This is a genomic window from Algibacter sp. 2305UL17-15 (genome assembly GCF_040720935.1).
Classification (GTDB): domain Bacteria; phylum Bacteroidota; class Bacteroidia; order Flavobacteriales; family Flavobacteriaceae; genus Jejuia.
This window is the reverse complement of record NZ_JBFDAE010000002.1, coordinates 377,121-398,791: the sequence shown is the minus strand read 5'-3', so window position 1 is coordinate 398,791 and position 21,671 is coordinate 377,121. Positions and strand designations below refer to the sequence as shown.

Annotated in this window: 14 protein-coding genes; 2 read left to right on the top strand and 12 right to left on the bottom strand. The window is 36.4% G+C overall.

All coding sequences use genetic code 11. The features are described 5' to 3' along the window. Positions 1 to 20: 20 nt before the first annotated feature. Entirely contained in the window at positions 21 to 3,272 is a 3,252-nt protein-coding gene (locus ABXQ82_RS03575; protein ID WP_367054956.1) for a S41 family peptidase, read from the bottom strand. Positions 3,273 to 3,363: 91 nt separating this feature from the next. Further along, positions 3,364 to 4,494 (bottom strand): DUF2891 domain-containing protein, encoded by a 1,131-nt coding sequence (locus tag ABXQ82_RS03570; protein ID WP_367054953.1) that lies wholly within the window; start codon positions 4,492 to 4,494, stop codon positions 3,364 to 3,366. A 227-nt stretch (positions 4,495 to 4,721) separates the two neighbouring features. On the opposite strand from ABXQ82_RS03570, the gene ABXQ82_RS03565 reads away from it, so the two are divergent. Beyond that, entirely contained in the window at positions 4,722 to 7,982 is a 3,261-nt protein-coding gene (locus ABXQ82_RS03565; protein WP_367054950.1) for a glycoside hydrolase family 2 TIM barrel-domain containing protein, read from the top strand. 360 nt (positions 7,983 to 8,342) lie between these two features. On the opposite strand, the gene ABXQ82_RS03560 is transcribed toward ABXQ82_RS03565, so the two are convergent. The 3 genes from ABXQ82_RS03560 to ABXQ82_RS03550 form a co-directional block, all read right to left on the bottom strand. Next, positions 8,343 to 10,259, bottom strand: a complete 1,917-nt coding sequence (locus tag ABXQ82_RS03560) for a caspase family protein (RefSeq protein WP_367054947.1) — start codon at positions 10,257 to 10,259, stop codon at positions 8,343 to 8,345. 1 nt (position 10,260) lies between these two features. After that, entirely contained in the window at positions 10,261 to 10,635 is a 375-nt protein-coding gene (locus tag ABXQ82_RS03555) for a hypothetical protein (protein WP_367054944.1), read from the bottom strand. A gap of 345 nt (positions 10,636 to 10,980) precedes the next feature. Then, a complete protein-coding gene (locus ABXQ82_RS03550) occupies positions 10,981 to 11,721 on the bottom strand; it encodes a DUF6503 family protein (protein WP_367054941.1) in 741 nt (246 codons plus the stop codon). A 465-nt stretch (positions 11,722 to 12,186) separates the two neighbouring features. Between ABXQ82_RS03550 and ABXQ82_RS03545 the strand changes: the two genes are divergently transcribed. Beyond that, the gene (locus ABXQ82_RS03545) at positions 12,187 to 13,542 is read left to right on the top strand and encodes an ATP-dependent 6-phosphofructokinase (RefSeq protein ID WP_367054938.1); all 1,356 of its coding nucleotides are present in this window, start codon (positions 12,187 to 12,189) and stop codon (positions 13,540 to 13,542) included. Between the two features lie 71 nt (positions 13,543 to 13,613). On the opposite strand, the gene ABXQ82_RS03540 is transcribed toward ABXQ82_RS03545, so the two are convergent. The 7 genes from ABXQ82_RS03540 to ABXQ82_RS03510 form a co-directional block, all read right to left on the bottom strand. Beyond that, positions 13,614 to 15,149, bottom strand: a complete 1,536-nt coding sequence (locus tag ABXQ82_RS03540; protein ID WP_367054935.1) for a YifB family Mg chelatase-like AAA ATPase — start codon at positions 15,147 to 15,149, stop codon at positions 13,614 to 13,616. A gap of 62 nt (positions 15,150 to 15,211) precedes the next feature. Further along, positions 15,212 to 16,237 (bottom strand): transglutaminase domain-containing protein, encoded by a 1,026-nt coding sequence (locus ABXQ82_RS03535; RefSeq protein WP_367054932.1) that lies wholly within the window; start codon positions 16,235 to 16,237, stop codon positions 15,212 to 15,214. Next, complete coding sequence (locus ABXQ82_RS03530) at positions 16,237 to 16,944, bottom strand: carboxypeptidase-like regulatory domain-containing protein (RefSeq protein WP_367054929.1); 708 nt, start codon at positions 16,942 to 16,944, stop codon at positions 16,237 to 16,239. The genes ABXQ82_RS03535 and ABXQ82_RS03530 overlap by 1 nt, the downstream gene beginning before the upstream one ends. Positions 16,945 to 17,127: 183 nt before the next feature. After that, on the bottom strand, positions 17,128 to 18,426 hold the full coding sequence (locus ABXQ82_RS03525) for an alginate export family protein (RefSeq protein WP_367054926.1): 1,299 nt from the start codon (positions 18,424 to 18,426) through the stop codon (positions 17,128 to 17,130). A 163-nt stretch (positions 18,427 to 18,589) separates the two neighbouring features. Continuing rightward, positions 18,590 to 19,414, bottom strand: a complete 825-nt coding sequence (locus tag ABXQ82_RS03520; RefSeq protein ID WP_367054924.1) for an ABC transporter ATP-binding protein — start codon at positions 19,412 to 19,414, stop codon at positions 18,590 to 18,592. A gap of 8 nt (positions 19,415 to 19,422) precedes the next feature. Next, positions 19,423 to 20,271, bottom strand: a complete 849-nt coding sequence (locus ABXQ82_RS03515; protein ID WP_367054921.1) for an ABC transporter ATP-binding protein — start codon at positions 20,269 to 20,271, stop codon at positions 19,423 to 19,425. Positions 20,272 to 20,544: 273 nt separating this feature from the next. Further along, the gene (locus ABXQ82_RS03510) at positions 20,545 to 21,651 is read right to left on the bottom strand and encodes an ABC transporter permease (protein WP_367054918.1); all 1,107 of its coding nucleotides are present in this window, start codon (positions 21,649 to 21,651) and stop codon (positions 20,545 to 20,547) included. Between the last annotated feature and the right edge of the window lie 20 nt (positions 21,652 to 21,671).

Sequence of the window (21,671 nt, the reverse complement as noted above, 5' to 3'; positions counted from 1 at the left end):
AACAGAAGTGATTAATCGTACTATTTTAACTGATTCAGCAACTCCTCTACCGCTCTTTTTAACTGCGTATCCTTTTCTTTTGCTTTATCGTCTGGGTTATTATAAACTATAATATCTGGAACAGCTGGTCCCAATTCCATATTAGATTGTGTTTCTTTAACATACCAACCTCTATAGGGCATTCTGACGTAAGAGCCATCTATCAAATTGGTACTTCCCGTTGAAATAACAGCACCAAATGTTGGCACTCCAACTAAAGTTCCAAGACCTAAAGCTTTATAGGCATGCGAAAAAATTTCAGCATTAGAATAGCTATTTTGGTTGCACAAAGCTATGGATGGTTTTGTCCATGATGCTAAAGGTAAGCGCTCGCTAAAGGGATAATGATCCATGAATTTAGTATGCTCTTTTTCTAAATTCTCAGCAGCTCCTCTTGGAACGGTATAGGCATGTTGCTTCACATTAAGAACCGCCATCAAATAATCGGTTGTCCAGCCTCCTCCATTAAACCTCACATCAATTACGATGCCTTCCTTTCCTAATCCCGCGGCTGTTAATTCGCGCTCAAAACGCTCAAAACTTGTCCAATTCATACCTTGAATATGAATATAACCTAGCCTGCCATTTGAATACTTATCGGTAAGTCGCTGTCGCTCTTTAACCCATGCTTTATAATTTTCTGCGCTGTTACTGCTTTTTGGTCGGATAACAATTTCTTTTGAATTACCACCTCTATTTACCTCAACATAAATTTTCTCATTTGAAGTACCTTCCAATAAACGATAAACGTTTATATCCTTATTAAGTTTTATACCATTAACAGCCGTAATAATATCACCTACATAAAACTTACTTGTGCTTCTATCTCCTGGCATGGTAGGGACTACAGACATCACTTTTAAATTTCCATTTGAAGTTGGTTCTAATTCAATGCCCAATAAACCTGTGGTTTCTTTTTGAATATCTTCTCTGGTCTCTACTTTGTAAAGCCCCATGTGGCTCGCATTTATTTGCCCCAACATCCAATTAAACACCATCTGAAAATCTGTTCGTGTGGAAGAAGCTTCTAATGCTAAAGGTTCATATTTCTTTCTGAGGTTATTCCAATCTTGTCCATGAAAATTAGGGTCGTAAAAACCATCATTAATAGCTTTCCAAGCTTCATTAAAAATTTGTTGGGATTCGGTATTGTAATCAATATTTAGTTTTGCGGAAAACGGTAATGCTTCTATTTTATCATTTGATACATCGATACGTGACAGACTGCCTTTATCTTTCGTTAAAAATATAGTTGTAAATTGTTTATCGGCAGTAATATTGGAAGGTTTACTGTTTTTAGAGGTTAATCCCTTTACATCTTTTCCATCCCATTTTATTTTGAATAGATCAGATTCTACTTTAGGATTTCCTCTACTCCGATTTCCAGTAGTATAATATATGGTTTTACTATCTTTTGAAAATAACTGACCAAATTCCCCACCAACAAAAGCGGTAACTTGTACTTGGCGCTCATGGATATCCTCAAAATCTATAACCACATTTTTTACTTTTTCTTTTTTATCTTTGTTTTCTTTTTCCTTATTGCATTTATCATTTTTATCTTTCTTCTCTTTAGACTTTGAATCGTCTTCAGTTTCTTCATCCCAATCTTCTTTGGTTTTTTCCCAATCGGCTTTAGTTAACCACGTAAACCAAACATCATAGTCACTATTATTTCTGTTGGAAGAAAACATTAATTTTTTGCCATCGGGACTCCAAACCGCACTTCTGTCCTGTTTTGGGTGCATAGATATATTAACGGGTTTTGTACTATTATCTGCCTTATGAATATAAATTTCAGTATTAAAATCTAAATTACTTAAACTATAAGCCAACCATTTCGAGTCTGGAGACCATGCCACACCACCCGGAGTTGCCCAACCGTCCAGTAAAGTTTTTTGATTAGATAACTTCCCCTTAGCATCAATAGTTGCTACAACTAACTTACCTTTCCCAACATTATATGCCAAAGATGTTCCACTTGGTGCTAATTTTAGATTGCTTTCGTCGTCTTCAGTATTGGTTAATCGTTCAATTTTATGCTTTAAGGTTTTAAATACATCAGATTCCTTTTCATTATTTGATTTTACGAGATAAATATCCTTTTGTCCATCCCTATCAGAAATAAAAACAAGTGTGCTATCATTCAACCATGTAGCATCACTTTCCCTAAAGGAAGATTTTGAAATATTTACAGTTCGTTTTTTATCTTTTGAAGTTTCCCTAATAAACAACTCGCCTCGCATGTTGATTACTGCATATTTTCCATTAGGCGAAACTGCGATATCACTTACTTTATCGGTATAAGTTTTATGAACCACAGGGGAGAATCTATAATCTGAAGCCAAATTAATATTCACTTCCTTTTGTGCTTTTGTTGCTGCATTAATAACGAATACTTGATTACCCTTGGTTGCCACAATATCGTTTCCATTTCTACTAATTTGAAATGAAAAAATCCCCATATCTTTAAAACTAGTGACTTGTGATATAGTGCCTTGTTTTTCGCCTGAACCATTAATAGTCAATTTGTGTACATTATATTTTCCGCTTCTTGAAGATTGAAAATAAATGGTGTTATCATCGCCCCATTGCGGATAAAAATCGTTCCCGTCAAAATCGGTTAACTTCGTGTAACTATCATTTTTAATGTCGTACAACCATAAATCCCTATTGGCGGGCCCTTGATAGGCTTCTCTTTCTAATCTACAACTTCCTTTTACAAAGACTACATATTTACCATTAGGAGATACATTAGCATCAAAACCGGTAGCATCCAAAAAACGTTTAGGTGTCCCTCCTTTTTCATCTATAATATGAGTTTCGTACTCACGCTCAACCTGAACAAAATTTCTTCGTGTTGAAAAAAGTATAGTGCCAGTAGCCGTAAAATCTGTGATGACATCCGAAGCAGAATGATACGTTAATCGTTTTGGCGCTCCACCAGATGCTGGCATCAGGTAAACATCATTATTACCGAAGCGTTCACTAATAAATGCAATGGATTTACCATCGGCACTCCAGATTGGTCTTGTGTCATATGCCTCATGAACGGTTAATCGTTTTGGGTTTTGTCCATTGATGGTCGCTGTCCAAATATCCCCTTGATAATTAAAGGCTATAGATTGTCCGTTTGGACTAATTGCAGGAAAGTTGATTAAAGGGTTTTGAGCAAAGGCAAAGGTTGTCAATAACAAGCATAAACTTGCTAAAAACTTTGAATACAGTTTCATTTTTTATGGATTATTGTAATTATAGCCCTAAAAATATAACTTATTAAGTAATTATAGGATGTATCTTTTAGCTTTAACAAAGTTTTTACTATTATTCTGAAACTGAATTCAAGGCATATATGGCAAAACTCCCCAACCAATGTCCGCCCTCATAACTATCTCCAAAAATACTTGGCAAGGAATAATTGATGTGTTGGTATGCAATATCATTAAGATGATGGTATTCGGGCAAGTCCTCTGCTATTTTCAATAAACTCCACGCTCTGGAAAAATTCAGGCCATCTAAATGCACTAAATGCCCATCACTCCTATCGGAAACAATACCAACTTCCAACGTGAAATTTTTATCTTTTAATTGTGGCAGAAATTCATCCAACCATGATTTATATGTTTCAATTGGCAATAGCCGTTTCATCAAAGCCGCTTCTTCTAAACATGGCGATAAAAAATCTGTACCACTAGGCTCCCAAGACATAGGGCAGTTTTTATCGTTCATAAAGAAAAACTTAGCGCGATCGGAAATAGCAGATTTAAGAGCTTCATTGTTTAAAGTTTCAGCATAATCATAAGCAAATGAGAGCCCGAATGCCGTATTTGTATGTGTACCGACACGAAGTGAGTAATTTAATCTTGGTAAGAATTCTATATAGTTTTCCATAATTAAATCTGTTAAAGGCTGAAGGTTTGCCTCCAGTTTTTTTGCAGTTTCATCATCCCAAGTATGGAGTTCTTCTGCCAGTTTTAGCAACCATGCCCAGCCATAGGTGCGTTCATAAGATTTGTTATGTTTCCCATGAAAATAGGCAACTTCGGCTTCTATATTTTCTTTTGAAATGTTATTGAGCAGTTTTTGTTTAATAGCATCCGCATTGTCAATATTAGGAAACGACTTCAACAAACTTACCAAACTCCAATGGCCGTGAACTGCCGAATGCCAATCGAAACACCCGTAAAATGCGGGATGTAATGTTGTTGGCGATTTTAAATCTTCAGGACCACCCAAAGTTTGGGATAAACGGTTTGGGTATTCCGTATTTACGCAATGCAATGGTAAAGCGGCCAGTTTATTCGCTTGCTCTAAATCTAATTTAGGCACATCAATACTAATTTCTGAATTCATATGAGACGAAACTTCAGAACTTTGAATGTTTACTTCTTCCTTTTTTGAAGAATTACATGCAAATACTATTAAGGTTATGATAATAAAAGCGCTCTGTTTCATAAAAATGTTTTAAAAATAACGACATGCTAAATTTACCTTACCTCAAAAGAATTGCCAAATATTTACTCCCTTAACATTTTATATTCCCCCAATTAGAGCATTTGTTGTATAAATATAGACAACTGTTATGTTATAAAATTGCATTACCAAGATTAAAACAACATATAGTAATATATTTGTAAAAGCCATTATTAGAAAAATAATTATTTAACTCACAATACGAATAGATGAGACCACTTACGACCACTTTAATATTGTTCATTACCACTACGCTATCTCTTTTTTCCCAACAGAATGATTGGGAAAATCCCCATGTAAACCAGATTAATAAATTGCCCGCAAGAGCTACGTTTTATTCTTATGAAACTACAGATTTAGCAAAGACCGATGTTCGTGAGAATTCGAAAAACTATACATCTTTAAACGGCGATTGGAAATTTAAATGGGTAGCAAAACCTGCCGATGCTTCGGATAATTTTCAGGAAAATGATTTTGATAGTACAGATTGGAAAACTATAGATGTACCGTCAAACTGGGAAATGCGAGGTTACGGTATTCCTATTTACACCAATTCAACTTATCCTTTTTTTAGTGATTTTCCAAAAATCAACCATCACGACAATCCTGTGGGACATTATATTAAAAGCTTCAAATTTGAAGCGTCTTGGAAAGATAAAGATGTGATTCTTCACTTTGGTGGCGTTTCCTCTGCCTACTACGTTTGGGTAAACGGAAAATTTGTTGGTTATAGCGAAGACACCAGATTGCCTTCTGAATTTGATATCACAAAACATTTGGTTGATGGCGATAATAAAGTGGCGGTAAAAGTATATCGTTGGGCAGATGGCAGTTACCTAGAAGCGCAAGACCATTGGAGAATGAGCGGTATTGAACGCGAGGTGTATTTACAAGCATTACCAAAAGTGAGACTTTCAGATTTTACGGTTAGAACGGTTTTGGATGAAAATTATAAGGATGCTTCATTACAGATAAGACCAGAAATCACGGTTAATATTCCAAATAAGTACATTGAAAAAATAGGGCATTTTGGAGGCAACCCATTGAAAACCGTTGTTGATGACTGGGTGTTAACAACGCAATTAGTTGATGCCGATGGACAAACCATTGGAGATGAAAACACCATAAAACTAAGAAAAATTCTAGGCGAATTTTATCCTCAAAGAGATAATGTAGAATTTGGTTTAATAAAAACTGAAGTTCCCAATCCTAGAAAGTGGTCTTCAGACGATCCGTATTTATACACTCTCCTTTTTGAACTTAAAGATGATAAGGGTAATTCCATACAACATACCAGCACAAAAGTTGGATTTAGAAGTCTTGAAATTGATGATAGAGGACGCTTTTTAGTGAACGGAAATCCTGTGAAAATGATTGGTGTAAACCGTCACGATCACGACCAAATCAATGGTAAGGCATTAACCCGAAAAAATATTGAGGATGATGTGAAGCTTTTAAAGCAATTCAACTTTAATGCCGTAAGAACCTCACACTACCCTAACGACCCGTATTTTTATGATTTATGTGATGTCTATGGCATTTATGTGATGGATGAAGCGAACTTGGAAACCCATGGTACCCGCGGACAATTATCCAACGTGCCAGATTGGGGAGCTGCCTATTTAGAACGCGCCATTAGAATGGTAGAGCGCGACAAGAACCACCCGAGCATTGTGTTTTGGAGTTTGGGTAACGAGTCTGGAATGGGGCCAAACCATGCAGCGATGTCGGGTTGGATCAAAGAATTCGATCCTACGCGGTTTATTCATTATGAAGGTGCGCAAGGCGATGCTACCGATAAGCGTTACAAACCAAATTACTTTTCAAAAAACTCTGGAAACCCAACCGACCCTAAATGGGTAGATATGTTGAGTCGCATGTATTTTACGGCTTCTGGTACTCAAGGTTTAATTGACAGTACAGATGATTTTGATAAACGCCCTGTGATTTTATGTGAATACGCCCACGCTATGGGAAATTCCACAGGAAACATGAAAACCTACTGGGATATGATTTATAAAAACGACCGCGCTTTAGGGGGTTATATTTGGGATTGGATTGACCAAGGCATACTTACAAAAGATGAAAATGGAAAAGAATTTATTGCCTACGGAGGCGACTTTGGCGATAAACCCAATGATAATAGTTTCTGCTTAAACGGAATTATTGCATCAGATAGAACGCCAAAACCTGCAACTTACGAATGTAAAAAAGTAAACCAACCTGTTGCTATTTCTACTGATGATGCTAAAAGCGGAGATTTTCAAATATTAAACCGTCATCATGCTATTGATTTATCGGGTTATGATTTGAAATGGGAATTGACCGAAAATGGAAAAACAATCCAAAAGGGTAATTTAAATAGTTTAGACACAAAACCATTTGAAACCAGCACACTTAAAATAGACTTAAAAAAACCAAAGTTAAAAGCAGGTAGCGAATATCATATTTCTATAAACGGGCATTTAAAAGAAAATACACTTTGGGCAAGTAAAGGGTATTTGGTATTTACCGAACAGTTTAAACTCGATTATACTGTTAAAGAAGCAAAACCAATGACGAGTAATGCTACTTTAAACGTAGTTGATACTACAGAGGAAATTAGTATTTCTAATGCATCCATCGCTCTTAAAATTGATAAAGGGTCTGGATACATTTCATCTTTTGAATCGAATGGGAATACCTTATTTAATTCGCCATTAAAACTTAATTTTTGGCGCGCAGAAACTGAAAACGATATTGCTTATAGACGTGCTAAAAAGCAAGAATCTGAACGCGATTGGATGACAGCGGGGGCTAATTTTGTACCTAGTAAAGTTGAAGTCGCTTCAAATGAAAAAGGTAAAGTAGTTGTTGCTGTAAATGGTAGTATTGAAAACCCTAAAACAGAATTACAATTAAAATACACCATTCTCGGAAACGGTTCGGTTAAAGTAAACTATACGGCTAATATCGACGAAAACGCACCTAATGTTCCAAGAATCGGGATGCAATTTGATATTTCAGATACGTACAAAAACCTAACTTATTTCGGTAGAGGTCCAGAACCAAATTACCAAGATAGAATGTCTGGTGCGCATGTGGGCTTATATTCTGGGAATGCGAAAACCATGAGTTATATGTATCCTGTTCCTGAAGAATACGGAAACCATACCGATACACGTTGGTTTAAATTACAAAATAATGCTTCAAAAGGTGTTTTAGTAAAAGGCGAAGATAATTTAAGCTTTAGTGTGCAAGCGTATAGCACCATGAATTTAGAAAAAGCAAAACATTTAAATGAATTGACAGAACGCAATACATTAAGTGTAAATATAGATTTAAAACAAATGGGCGTTGGTGGTGATGATACTTGGAGTAAAAATGCTGAACCACATGAGGCATTTTTAATTGCTCCGGGAAGTTATAGTTATTCCTTTTATTTGGTCCCTTTGAGTTCTAAGATAAAGCCTGAAACGGTGAAGTTTTAAACCAATTTTTTTGATATTTAGAGAAAAAAAGGATAGTACACCCCAGGGTGTACTATCCTTTTTTATTTATATATATGTTATACTTCGAAGAGTGCATTTTATTTTCCGTAATGATAGCGACAAGCTGCTATCAATAGTTCATCATTTTCGTATTTATAAACCAATCAATGTTCTGATGTTATGTGTCTTGACCAATAACCTTGTAAACCTCCTTTTAAAGCTTCTAAAACATTTATTACGACCCGTTCTGCGAAGTTTGTAACTTGGCGCTAACTTAACTTTTCAATCTAGCTATTTTGCCACAACTAGTTTTTGAAAACCGTACCATTCTCCTAACCAGAAAACATAAAAACGCATCAATTAATTTCCAGTTTTTTGTAATGTCCAGCGTCTGCCAAGAAGATCTGTACCAGATATATTACCGTTCGGCTCTACCTGTAGGCTCACACTTCCACGGTCTGGTATCGCGCCGTTCATAAGATAAACCATGACATTATACGTTAACAATTTGTTGTGAGGATTATAGCCCCATGTACCTTTTATTTGCGAAAACCCATCTGCACTTTGCTGGGTGCCGCTTAAAGCACCTCCAACATTAAAATATAGATTTAAATAAGATATTTGTTGCCCAAATTGATAAATGTAAATGTTCCAAGACCCCGGCATGTAGATGTTATTTTGCTGAGGCGGAGGTGTGGGCTTTTTTGGTGGCTGAATGTTTGGGGCACTACTTTGGTTTGTTTGATTAGTGTTAATATGTGTTTTGAAATTTTTATCGACTGACAATCTTTTATTCTTGATCAAGTTATGTATCTGTTCCGCCATTTTCCAAGTTTGTCCTGCGCCAAACCAACTAAAGCAATAAAAATACATCATTTTTTTAACGCCATCGTAATGACCTGAAATCCCCATGTAGTTATATGTGTATCCTGGATTTATATCTTGCGGATAATAGTCCAATACATCAATATCTTTTATGGTAATTTTAATGTCTCCAACAAATTCTATGCTGTTTGAAAGCACCTTGATTGTACCAGATTGTTCAGAGTTATCTACAATGGCTTTTGCTTGATTGATATGCCTCATTTTCACATCCTTAAAAGTAGCCAAGAGTTTAGCTGGTGAGGTTGGAAAATCATCTTTTAAAAGATGTGCTTCTTGCTTTTCTTTATGGGTATTATTTGCTATTTCAGGTTCTGGCAGTTTTGGAGATGGTTTTTTTAACTTTTCAATGGTTACAGGTATTGTTTTTGATCCACATCCATTTTTATCCTTAACGTGAATACTGCCACGGTTCATACCCGCTTTTGGAGTAAATTTTAGTTGAATATAGGTATCATGCTTTTTAATCTCTATCCAATCACTTTTACAGGTTGCTGTCCAATCTAATTTACCGCTCCCTTCATTAAACACATCGATAGTTTCATCGTGCAGAGTTTCATCGAATCCAACACCAATATGGTAAATTTTTTCCTGAGATACGTTCAGCCTTGGCTTCCCGACGCCCATGTTAATTGTTTTATATTCTTCATTTATCTCCTCTAATTTCTTTTTGGGTATAAGTTTTCTTTTACAAAGTGGAAGACTCCCAACACCTCCAGCTTGTTTTTGAGGTCTTTGCTTGGTTTCATCATAGATTAGTGGTGAAATATAATCATATACGTCATCACTACTCACATAACCCTCTTCATTTCTATTGATTTTATCAGATAATAGCGCTTCGTGAAGGTATTTTGTAAATGGACTTGGGCTATTTGGGTTATCTGAATCGACCGTTAATTCCATAGAACTTGAACTAGTCATTACAAACCGACCTGTAGCCTGTAACTTTCGTGATAATTCCCCGCCTTTAAACCCTCCGCTGTGGCAACAATCGAGAATTAAAACATGCTTTCTTGGCGCATAATTTTCTATTAGCCTGTTGATTACGCTAGCAGGAATTGTTGTAGAGATTGGGGAATCTTTCTTTGAGTTTTTAGCGCACAGATATAATGTACTCATTCTATCTTGTAACCCATGCCCGCTATAATAAAATAACGATTGGTCATTATGTGTTAAGTTTTTGAAGAACTGCTCTAATGCAGTTAGAATTTCTGCTGAGGTAGCGTTTAAGAGCGTAGTAACATTCTTTTCCTCAAACAATCCTTTTTCAGGATTACAAAGTGCCTGTTTTAATATCCTGACATCATTTACCGGACCATTAAGTTTGGGCAAACCATGGGGGTCTTCAGGAAACTCACTGTTCCCTACAAGTATGGCTTTATAGGTAACACTCATATCATGACGCTTTTTCTATGGCTTGTTGCAGAAACTCTTTTAGCATGTTTTTGTCTAAACCGTTTGCATCTGCGGTAAATGACACCATCTTTCCGTTGATGTTTGCTGACAATTCTATTTTGGTAGATTTATCTCTTGATAACCATGCTTTAACTACATCTACTATTCCTGTTATTACTGCGGGCCCAAGTGTGATAATTAAGGTTTCCAGTCCGCCTTTCATGCCCTCTACTGGCTCTATCCTTTTTTCTACTTTTGTAGCTCTCCCTTGTAGATCGCTTACAAGTAAATTTTTTTGTTGTGCCCATCGTGAATCATTTTCATCAAAAAAATCGGAAGTTGGATTCAGAATAACTTCTATCTGTTTGTCTTGCATAATGCTTATTTTTTTTGGCTGTATTCCAAATTTATAGAATTTATTTCAAATATGCGAGTTTATGTTTACAGATTTTTAGAGTACTTGAATGTTTTTCAGAACTTTACGTTAAGGGTCTGCTCTCTTCTATTTGAAAATTTTTGGGCGATAACCCGATCCTGATAACTACCGGGAGCGGTCGGGCTTTCCACTATACCTGCCTACCGACCTGGTCTTTTTTAAGCGTCTTTGCGAAGGAGGAACGACTGTGGCAATCTGTTTAATTTATTTTCTGTGCTAAATTTAGTGCATATTGGTCTTAAAAAAGGATGCCGCTTCAATCCCTATCCTTTAGATTAGCATTGCTTATAACAATACCAATACATTTTCCAACTCAATCTTTGAAAGTAATTCTAGTTCGTTATTTTCAAATTTAGAATCTAAATGCTCTAAAACTGCATCATCAGCCTTAGGTTTGTAATTATTATAATCCACAAACCTGATACCTTCTATAAAACGTTCGTTATAGGCTTCACGAAAGCGTAAGCCCACACCATGGTTTTCGGAATAAGAATAGGCTAAATAATCAGCTTTAAAGGTTTTGGTATGGATCCAATAGATAAACACATCTTCAAAATCTTCGCCACCACCATCTTCATTAAAAGTGATTTTAATTTTATAGTACTCCATTCCTTTTATCTTGGTTGTTCCTAAAAAAGATTTATTGACAGCTTTACTATCTAAACCATAAGGTAATACAGAAAAATAATGCACAGAATTAACGGAAGCGCTATATTTTAAAGCCGTAGAATCTGCCAACTTAATCCTTTCACCATTTATATAACGATTAAAACCGTTGTTGTCCAATACGTCAAAAATTGAATCGGATGTTTTTATAATTAACCTTGAGAGCGCAAATTGTCCGTTGTGTCTCGTTGCTGAATATTGCTTATCGCGGAATTCAAATGCTATTTTGGAATTTTGTAACATTTCGGCGCCAGAAACCAATATGGATTTTTGAACGATGCTATCTGCATTTTGAAGTTCTTTTTCACAATTGAATAGAAATGAAGCAAATACAGATATCAAAATAATTTTCCTTATCATGACTGGGCTTTGAAAGTGAGTCGTAAAACCGATAGGTACTTAACGGTACAAATGTATAATATACAAATTTTAGGACGATGCACTCGATAGGGCACTCGTCAGAGACGAAGCGCTAGAGCAAACCAGAAATAGCTGGGAATTTTTACTGTATTATAATTGCTTCTTATTTTGTTTTTGAATTTTAATTTCCATCAAAGTCGGGAGACTTTGCGGAGCGGGATGTATTAAGAAATGTTTAATTGTAAGTCAGGTGCTTTCAAGTTTCTTGATTTTATGTTATTTTGGTATTTCTTTTATTATGAACTCATCTTAACTTTTTCTATTCCCTAAAAAATGGCTTAAATTCGCTCATATTTCGCTACTTTTATTATCCGTAGCCCAGAAACGACGGGTCTATGCCTTTCAAAAATTAACTAATCTGAATACCCCGATATATCGGGATTCGATTAAAAACAAAAAATTAAGATGAGTTCTATATATTTAAATCCTTCTGATATGGAAAAGAACAACAATTTTAGAATATCCAATTTGGGCGAACCCACAAAAACGTCCCCAATACATTTAAGCAAAATCAAAGGCGACAACATTTTTAATTTCATTGAAGATAGTGAACGAATTCTGGCAGATGTCCAATTGAAAAATCTCAATGCTACCTTGAAAGACGGCATGCTTCCAGACTCGTATGAACGTTCTGGACCTCGGGAAAAGGTCTTTTTTGAAGGCGAGAATACTACCGCTGCTATTGTGACTTGTGGCGGACTTTGCCCTGGTATCAATAACGTCATTCGCAGTTTGGTTATGGCGCTGCATTATTTTTATGGCATAAAAAGAGTTATCGGTATTCCCTACGGTTTTGAGGGATTGAATCCTGAAAGTGGTCACGAATTCATTGAACTTACACCAGATAAAGTCAAGAATATCCACGAGTTTGGCGGGACGATCTTGGGGTCTTCAAGGGGGAATCAGGATGTATCTCTCATGGTTGATACCCTTGTGGATAATAAAATCGATATATTATTTACCATTGGTGGCGATGGGACTTTGAAAGGCGCTAACGCCATTGGCACTGAGATTATTAATAGAGGCTTAAAAATTGCAGTCGCTGGAATCCCAAAAACCATTGATAATGACATTGATATCATTGACAAATCCTTTGGTTTTGAAACGTCCTTTGACGTGGCTTGCCCAATTGTTAGAGATGCTCATAACGAAGCAGATGGCGCTTACAACGGAATGGCCATTGTAAAATTAATGGGAAGGGATAGTGGATTTATTGCGGCTTCAACGGCACTTTCAATGCCAGTCGTAAATTTTGTGCTTGTACCAGAAATGGATTTTGAATTGGAGGGAGAGAACGGATTCCTTGCAAATCTAAAAAAAAGACTGCAATTGAAAAAGCATGCTGTCATTGTTGTCGCTGAGGGCGCAGGCCAGCATTTATTTAAAACTAAAAATAACGAGATTACCGACGCTTCGGGTAACATTCAGCACAAGGATATTGGGTTATTGCTCAAGCAGAAAATCAAGGAATACTTTGATGGTATTAAGATGAAGACAACCATAAAATATATTGACCCTAGTTATATCATCCGAAGTGCTCCCGCAAATGCTAACGATAGTCTTTATTGCAACCGTTTGGCTTATCACGCTGTTCACGGGGCCATGGCAGGAAAAACAAATTTTGTAGTGGGAAGCGTTCACAAAAGATTCGTGTACCTACCCATCACGGATGTTACCAAAAAGCGAAAAAAGATTGATATGGAAAGTGGGTTGTGGTTTGGGGTGTTACAGAGTACAGGGCAGCCTTTTTCGATGAAGTAGTTCTGCCAGTTTTGTATGCGCTAGTGCCTCGCTCCGCAAAGTCTCCCGACTTTGAGCCATATTCTTTTGTTCTAACCCAACCACCCTTCTCTATCCAAACTACGATACTGAATAGCCTCACTAATATGAGACCCATTCACATCGGTAACACCTTCCAAATCTGCAATCGTTCTTGAAACTTTTAAAATTCTATCATAGGCCCGAGCCGATAAATTCAAGCGTTCCATAGCCGTTTTTAAAAGCTCTTTGGAAGCATCATCTAAAACACAATGTTTTCTAATTTGTTTCACATTCATTTGGGCATTATAATGCACTTTATCAGAGTCTTCAAAACGTTGGGTTTGAATTTCCCGGGCTTTAGTAACACGTTTTCTAATTTCAACAGAGGTTTCCCCTTTTCTATCATCAGATAGTTTATCAAAAGGAACAGGTGTCACTTCAATATGAATATCGATACGATCCAACAACGGCCCAGAAACCTTACTTAAATAGCGTTGCATTTCCGCAGGACTTGATGTTATAGGGGAATCTGGATCATTAAAATAACCACTCGGACTCGGGTTCATACTCGCCACTAACATAAACGACGATGGATAGGTTACCGTGAACTTTGCTCTGGAAATCGTGACTTCCCGATCTTCCAAAGGTTGACGCATAACCTCAAGAACTTCACGTTTAAATTCGGGTAATTCATCTAAAAACAAAACGCCATTGTGCGACATAGAAATTTCCCCGGGTTGCGGATAACTGCCGCCGCCAACAAGTGCGACGTTGCTTATTGTGTGATGCGGACTTCTAAACGGACGCTGCGCCATCAATCCTGAATCTTTTACGCGACCAACTACTGAATGTATCTTTGTGGTTTCCAAAGCTTCATGTAGTGTCATCGGCGGTAAAATACTTGGTAATCTCTTGGCCAACATTGTTTTTCCTGCTCCCGGAGGGCCTATTAAAATAATATTATGTCCGCCAGCAGCTGCTATTTCCATACAACGCTTAATACCTTCTTGCCCTTTCACATCTGAAAAATCAAACTCTGGAAAATCCAGATTCTTTTCAAATTCTTCTCTGGTATTGATTATGGTTTGCCCTAAAGGTTCACCTTTATCAAAATAATTAATGACTTGTTCAATAGTTTCAACACCATAAACTTCTAAATCATCTACAATAGCAGCTTCTTTAGCATTTTGCGCAGGTAGAATAAAACCTTTAAAACCTTCTTCCCTAGCTTTAACGGCAATAGGTAACGCGCCTTTTATGGGCTGCAAACCGCCATCAAGCGACAATTCTCCCATAATCAAGTATTTATCTAAATCTTCGGCTTTAATTTGACCTGTTGACGCTAGAATTCCGATGGCCAACGTTAAATCGTATGCGGAACCCTCCTTTCGTAAATCTGCGGGAGACATGTTAATGATAATCTTCTTTCCTGGGATTCTGTAGCCATTATTCTGAAGTGCTGCCGCAATTCTAAAATTACTTTCCTTAATGGCGTTATCAGGCAAACCTACAAGATGGTAACCTACACCCTTATCTACATTTACCTCAACAACAACAGTTGAAGCCTCTACACCAAAAACGGCACTAGCAAAAACTTTTTTAAGCATATTTTTTTATTTCTGCTTAAATGTAAGAAATGTATTTGGGATTGAATAATAAATTAAGAATTCTATAATATGCTTTTTTTAGGCTTTGCAACAATTATAGTGTAAGATACGACAACATCATTATTTATCTTAATATGAACATCATAATTTCCCTTTTTAGAAAAACGGTATTTAAATTTGTGATTATTCTTGTCTTCAGGATTTAAAACTTTAATCTTTTCATTTTTAAAACCTTTGTTAATAAACAAGCATATCTTATCAGTTTCCATGTTATAAGATGTTTTCAAACTGAATAAAACTTCTTCATGAACCGAAATTTGAGTGACAAGTTTTTCTGGTAATATAGGCATAACACCAAACTTATAAGTGGTCCCATAAATTAAAGGTGCTTTTACAAACTCATTTATCGTTAATGTATCATTTAGTAATAGCCATTTTTTATCGAGAGGATAATGGTTTTTAGAGAATAATTCCGGTGATGCTAGAAAATAACCATCATTATAATTTTTAACAAATATATTTTCATTTATATAAAAGTAACCACTAGCTAAGGTAGCATCTACCAAATACCATTTATTATTTAATTTAACCGCATTCCACGAGTGATTGGGAATATCGATGGCTTCAACATTTGTATTTACAGTTCTGCTGTAACCATTCACAATCACACATTCTATATCGGCTAAAGACGCCAACTCCTTCAATAAATAAGCATATCCAGAACATATTGTTTTTTTATCTTTTAAGAGTCTGTCAAAAACCCAAGCTTCTACTTGAGTATTCCAATTAGAAAATGCAATACTATCATTCTTAAATTTTTTACGTTTTCTAATGGTTTTTTCACTAAACCCATGGTCGCTCTCAATATTTGAACACACCCAAGTATGGATGGCTCTAAATTTTTCGACTTGGGTATTCAAATTATTAGAAAGCTTGTAAGCTAATAACGGTAGATTACAGAGTCTTTCACCTTTATATAAATTGGCTATACTATCTGCCTTTTCAAAATTGATATATTTGAAATCAGATTTTTGAGCTTCAATTGTGGAACTCAGAAATAAAAAGAATATATAAAGAAATAGTTTCATTAGAATATACCTTTTAGTTTTTGCCAAAATGAGCGTTTAGATTTATAAATAGTACTCACTTCTACTTCTCCCATTAAAACACAGGAACTACTTGGCATAATAACATTTAAAATAGTTTGATTTTCTTTAATAACAATTTTTCTAGTCTCAAAACCCAAATAACTCACCAGTAAAACATCGCCTTTTTTTAATGCCTTTGGAAACGTAAACTCGCCATCAAAATTAGCAGATGTCCCTGTACTTGTTCCTTTTAAAAGGATATTAGCCCCAGGAAGCGGTCCTGATTCATCTGAAATAATTCCAGTTAGCAATCCGTCTTGTGCAACAACTTTCTTATTAGTATCACTTTTATTAGTATTCAACTCTTGAACAATTTCCGTTTTAGGTGTGTTATCCTGAGCTTGAATAGTATGAAGCGATAGCATTGAAAAAAACGTTAAACTAAAAATTCTTAAATATTTAAAGTTTGAAGTTTTTTGTGGTTCGTTGAAAAATGAATAATCTTTTAACTGGGAAAAATTAAAATACCCACAAGTATTTTGGTCATTGTTTTTAAAATGTTTGATTAATTGTTCATCACTCATTTTTCTAAAGTCAATAACATTTTTTTGACATGAGCTACAGAATCCTCCCGTTGATGTTTCTTTAAACTGACTGAATTTTTCTGAACACGGTTTACTAATTGTAAGATTGAATTTTTGTTCCATGATATTTGTTTTTTTGTTCTCTCGAAACTAGAAATAACAAGTAAAACAAAAAATCTAGTTTTATTAAACGATACTTCTGGATGAGTAAACAGTACGTTTCAACGAGTTAAAATTTATTGCAAAAAAGAATCCCGCCAAGGCAGGATTCATTAATTACATTATAAAACGTTTCAATAAAAGTATTTAGTTAATAAATTTAGGTTTGATTACCAACATGACCCAACCCCAATTCTGCACATCGGCCGCAGCACTTTTAGAAACATTCTTTAACTCATACATCCCATCGCTAGCAAACATTTGCGAATACCCAGCAACTAAAGCATAACCCTTAAATGCCTTCTTAAATACAATGTCCACTTCTGTTCCTAAAGCATTCTCTCCGCTTGGCAAATCTTGTTCGCCACTAAAGTTTAAAGCTTTTACCATTAAACTAGAGGTTTCGCTTAATTTAAAGTTGGCACTTACATGAATATCAACTAAACCAATAGAATTTGCGTGATTCCCTACGTAGAAATAATCCATAAATCCATTAAACTTGTGGTTAGTACCGTATAACGGAAAGAAGGCTCCAGTTTCTCCTGCTCCACCATCGTTTCCACTAATAATTTCAATACCTGCACCTAAACCAACTTTCGGAGATGCTTTGTAAGTTAGGTCTAACCCCACCAAATAGGCGCCTTTTACAGAAACCATATTTACACGCTCTCCAGTTTGAATAAAAGCATTGGCAGCTGCACCAAATGCACCCGACTTATAGTCAAGATGCGTTCCCAAGGTTTGCAAACTACTTACACCACTTCCTGCATAAACTCTTTCTCCAGCAACTACATCAAAGTTTTGAAACACATTGTTCAATGCCAATAAACTTCCCGAAAAGCTTCCCCAATTTTGTTTCGCATATACATACTGCATCGCTTTATACGAAAAGAACCCTGGGTTTTCGGTATATTCATTTCCAACATTCGTAAACCCGCTTACATTGGCAGGCATATTATCAAAATCTTGATTAAAAGCGAAACCAAAGTCTAACACAAATTTGTCTTTCTTGTATTTTATAAGTGCGGCATCATGGTTTCGACCTTGTTGCGCCCAATCCAATCCGCCCATAATACGCTGATCATCATAAGATATAGATTGACGCCCCAGTTTTGTTGACCAGCCAGACCCTAAATTAATGTCTGCCCAAGCCTCAAAAATTGCGAAAGAGTTGTTATCATCTACAACTCTTATCTGTCTGTTCTCGCCCCAAGTAAAAACATCCTGAATACTTAAATAAAATTTATAAGCCTCTGTGTTATAACCTGTATTTAATCGCACTCTAGTGGCGGTAGAAAAACCAGGTTCTGCAGCATCTGGAATAATACTTCCAAATCCGTTACGGTATTCTGCCCGTGGCCTAAATTCTCCGTCTAGTGTAAATTGCGCTTGTGCAAATTGAATCATCAATGCCATCAGGCCTATCAATACATATTGTTTTCTCATTTTACTTGTTTTTAAGTTTGATTTACTATTAGTTATTTTATTGTTTATAATTCTTGTTTTATGATTTTTTTAATGCAAATATATAGTTGTAACTATCCTAAGATTATGATATTTCTCATGTTTCATGACCTTAAAGATGAATTATATTTTGTGTTTTTTTAATTTAATGCTCCAGGAAGTCGATCAAATGTTTTCTGTATGTATAATAATCGTCGTGTTCCAATACTGCTTTTCTTGTTCGAGGCCTTTCAAAATCAATCTCTAAAACATCGCCTATTTTGGCTTTTGGACCACTGGTCATCATCACAACGCGGTCTGCTAAAAAGATAGCCTCATCTACATCATGTGTAATCATAACCGCAGTAATTTTTTCCTTATTCCATATTTCAATCAAAATATCTTGAAGCTCCCCTCGTGTTAAAGAATCTAACATACCAAAAGGTTCGTCCAACAATAATACTTTCGGTTTTATGGCAAAAGCACGAGCAATACCAACACGTTGTTGCATTCCTTGGGATAATTCCGAAGCACGCTTATTAAACGCCTCTTCCAAACCGACTTTTTGCAAATAGTACTTCGCAATGTCGTTGCGTTGTCCTTTTGTGGCATGCGGAAATACTTGATTTACCCCCAACATCACGTTCTGCAACGCCGTCATCCAGGGCATTAAACTAGGTGATTGAAAAATAACGCCTCTATCTGGCCCAGGCCCTTTAATATGTTTTCCCAATACTGAAATATTCCCGCCAGAAATCGGATTCAATCCTGCTATCATAGATAACATCGTTGTTTTACCACAGCCCGAATGCCCAATAATGGTGACGAATTCCTCTTTTCTAATTTGAAGATTCAGGTCCTCCAAAACCACGTAATCGCCTTTTGGTGTTGGATATATCTTCTTTAAATCTTTTAAATCCAGCATCACTTCATTCGAAGGAAAACGCATATCTGTAATAATTTTCGTTTTGTTTTCAATTATAGTACTCATTTTGACACTTATTTAAATCGGTTAACAAAATCTTTCGGAGTCAACTCCGGAAGCACAAATTCTTCTTTAGCTTGTGATTTCCGCTCATCTCCAATATCCATTAAATATTCGATAATGGCATTTCTCGTTTTCTTAAAATTCGGGTTATCGTTCATTTCGGTTTTGTCCCTCGGTCTGTCGAGGTCAATTTTAAACTCAGGGCCCAAGGTCGCGTTTGGCCCTGGACGCAATGGAATAATACGATCTGCCATATAAATTCCCTCATCCACATCATTGGTAATCAATAACGCCGTACGCTTATCTTTTCCCCAGATATTTAAAATTTCATCTTGAAGATTGCCACGGGTTAAGGCATCCAAAGCACCAAGCGGTTCGTCCATAATAATCATTTCAGGTTTCATCGCCAAAGCTCTGGCAACCGCTACACGTTGGCGCATCCCGCCCGATAATTCCTTGGGGCGTTTAGTAATTGCAGGCGTTAAACCCACCATCTCCACATACGCCGCAACAATGGCATTCAACTCCGTTTTACTTTTCTTCGGAAACGCCTCTTTAACCGCCATATAAACATTCTGACCTACCGTTAACCACGGCAACAATGAGTAATTCTGAAAAATCACACCGCGTTCATGGCTCGTTCCCTGCACCGGCTCACCCTTAAACAAAATCTCCCCTTTTGTGGGCTCCAAAAGACCATTGATCAAGTTTACCAATGTGGTTTTTCCACTCCCCGTAAACCCCACAATTGCTACAAATTCGCCTTCTTCAATGGACAAATTAATATTCGAAAGCACCTCGGTATCATTCCCGTCCTGTTCGTACGTTTTATAAATATTATTTAATTCTAAGTATGCCATTTCTTTTTTGTTTTAGAAGTTTAATGGTCTAAAAGTTTAGCGCTTCCCAACACCTAAAGTTATCAACCTTCAAACTTTTATATTTATCATTTTTTTGGGGCTGCCCGACGAGGAAGCCTCCCTGACCCCTCCGAAGGAGGTAACGCTTACTCCAATTAGTTTATTCTTTTTGTCCACAAAAAGCTAAACTTCAAACTCACAACTTCAAGCTTCCATCTTTTTTCATTTCCACAACGTTAACTCCCGTCTCCCGTCAACCGTCTTCCGTCTTTTTCAAATGGCACCCGTCTTATCAAAACTTACCCAATTCTGAATCGTTAACATCAATCTATCCAACAAGAAACCAATGATGCCAATTACAAACATGGCAACGATAATTTTTGCATTCGAGTCGTTCGCACCATTCTGGAATTCCTCCCAAACAAACAGTCCCAACCCTGGGCTTTGTGCCAATAATTCAATGGCAATCAAGACCATCCACGCTACCGATAAGGTAATTTTCAACCCCGTAAAAATTAACGGTAAAGATGATGGCAGGACCACTTTAAAAATCTTTTGGAAATTTCCGAGCTTCAATACTTTCGCCACATTTATATAATCTTTATCTACAGATGAAACTCCCATGGCCGTATTGACCAAAGTTGCCCACATAGAACATAAACCAACACTTATAAAAGATATGGTAAACGAACTATCCTCATTAGAATCTATCAACAACGTTTTTACAATCATAAACACCAATAAATACCAAACTACGGGCGATACGGGTTTAAAAATTTGAATGAACCAGTTAAACGCACTTTTCAAAGTGGGGCTCAATCCTATAAATATTCCAAGAGGCACTGCAATAAATAATGCGAGTAAAAATCCAGCAAAAACCGTTTTCAAACTTCTAAAAATTTGATCGACAAACGATGGTCGTCCTGTGTAGGTAATCGCGTCTTTACCTTCCGCTATACGTTTTTCATTTAGCGCCGCCGTTTTTTCAATAAAAGCCGCTTTATCAGCACTAATAATATTATGGTCCCTTAATAAGGATTGATACGAACTCCAAACCTGACTGGGCGATGGTAACGTATTTGGCTGACAACTAGAATCTCCAGATTCAATACAAGTACGAAGTGCTTCGGCTGCCGCAGGACCTTGGTCATTTAAAGCCTTTTCAATTTTAAATTCGGCTTCAATATTATACAAACTCCTTGAGCCCATGTGCCACAAGCCAATAAATAATAAAATGGAAGCAAGCGGTACAATCACTTTACGTAGAAAATTTTTAAAATCTTCCTTTTCTAGCTTCCCAGTAAATAAGTCTCTTAGTGTGCTTAAAAAGCCTAACCCCACAAATTTGGTCGCTTTTTCCAATGTTATACTTAACTTCATCTTTCTCTATTTTTTTGTCG

Excerpts from the sequence above, each read along its gene's own strand:
- ABXQ82_RS03575 (WP_367054956.1), bottom strand. The coding sequence starts at position 3,272 with ATGAAACTGTATTCAAAGTTTTTAGCAAGTTTATGCTTGTTATTGACA.
- ABXQ82_RS03570 (WP_367054953.1), bottom strand. The coding sequence starts at position 4,494 with ATGAAACAGAGCGCTTTTATTATCATAACCTTAATAGTATTTGCATGT.
- ABXQ82_RS03565 (WP_367054950.1), top strand. The coding sequence starts at position 4,722 with ATGAGACCACTTACGACCACTTTAATATTGTTCATTACCACTACGCTA.
- ABXQ82_RS03560 (WP_367054947.1), bottom strand. The coding sequence starts at position 10,259 with ATGAGTGTTACCTATAAAGCCATACTTGTAGGGAACAGTGAGTTTCCT.
- ABXQ82_RS03555 (WP_367054944.1), bottom strand. The coding sequence starts at position 10,635 with ATGCAAGACAAACAGATAGAAGTTATTCTGAATCCAACTTCCGATTTT.
- ABXQ82_RS03550 (WP_367054941.1), bottom strand. The coding sequence starts at position 11,721 with ATGATAAGGAAAATTATTTTGATATCTGTATTTGCTTCATTTCTATTC.
- ABXQ82_RS03545 (WP_367054938.1), top strand. The coding sequence starts at position 12,187 with ATGAGTTCTATATATTTAAATCCTTCTGATATGGAAAAGAACAACAAT.
- ABXQ82_RS03540 (WP_367054935.1), bottom strand. The coding sequence starts at position 15,149 with ATGCTTAAAAAAGTTTTTGCTAGTGCCGTTTTTGGTGTAGAGGCTTCA.
- ABXQ82_RS03535 (WP_367054932.1), bottom strand. The coding sequence starts at position 16,237 with ATGAAACTATTTCTTTATATATTCTTTTTATTTCTGAGTTCCACAATT.
- ABXQ82_RS03530 (WP_367054929.1), bottom strand. The coding sequence starts at position 16,944 with ATGGAACAAAAATTCAATCTTACAATTAGTAAACCGTGTTCAGAAAAA.
- ABXQ82_RS03525 (WP_367054926.1), bottom strand. The coding sequence starts at position 18,426 with ATGAGAAAACAATATGTATTGATAGGCCTGATGGCATTGATGATTCAA.
- ABXQ82_RS03520 (WP_367054924.1), bottom strand. The coding sequence starts at position 19,414 with ATGAGTACTATAATTGAAAACAAAACGAAAATTATTACAGATATGCGT.
- ABXQ82_RS03515 (WP_367054921.1), bottom strand. The coding sequence starts at position 20,271 with ATGGCATACTTAGAATTAAATAATATTTATAAAACGTACGAACAGGAC.
- ABXQ82_RS03510 (WP_367054918.1), bottom strand. The coding sequence starts at position 21,651 with ATGAAGTTAAGTATAACATTGGAAAAAGCGACCAAATTTGTGGGGTTA.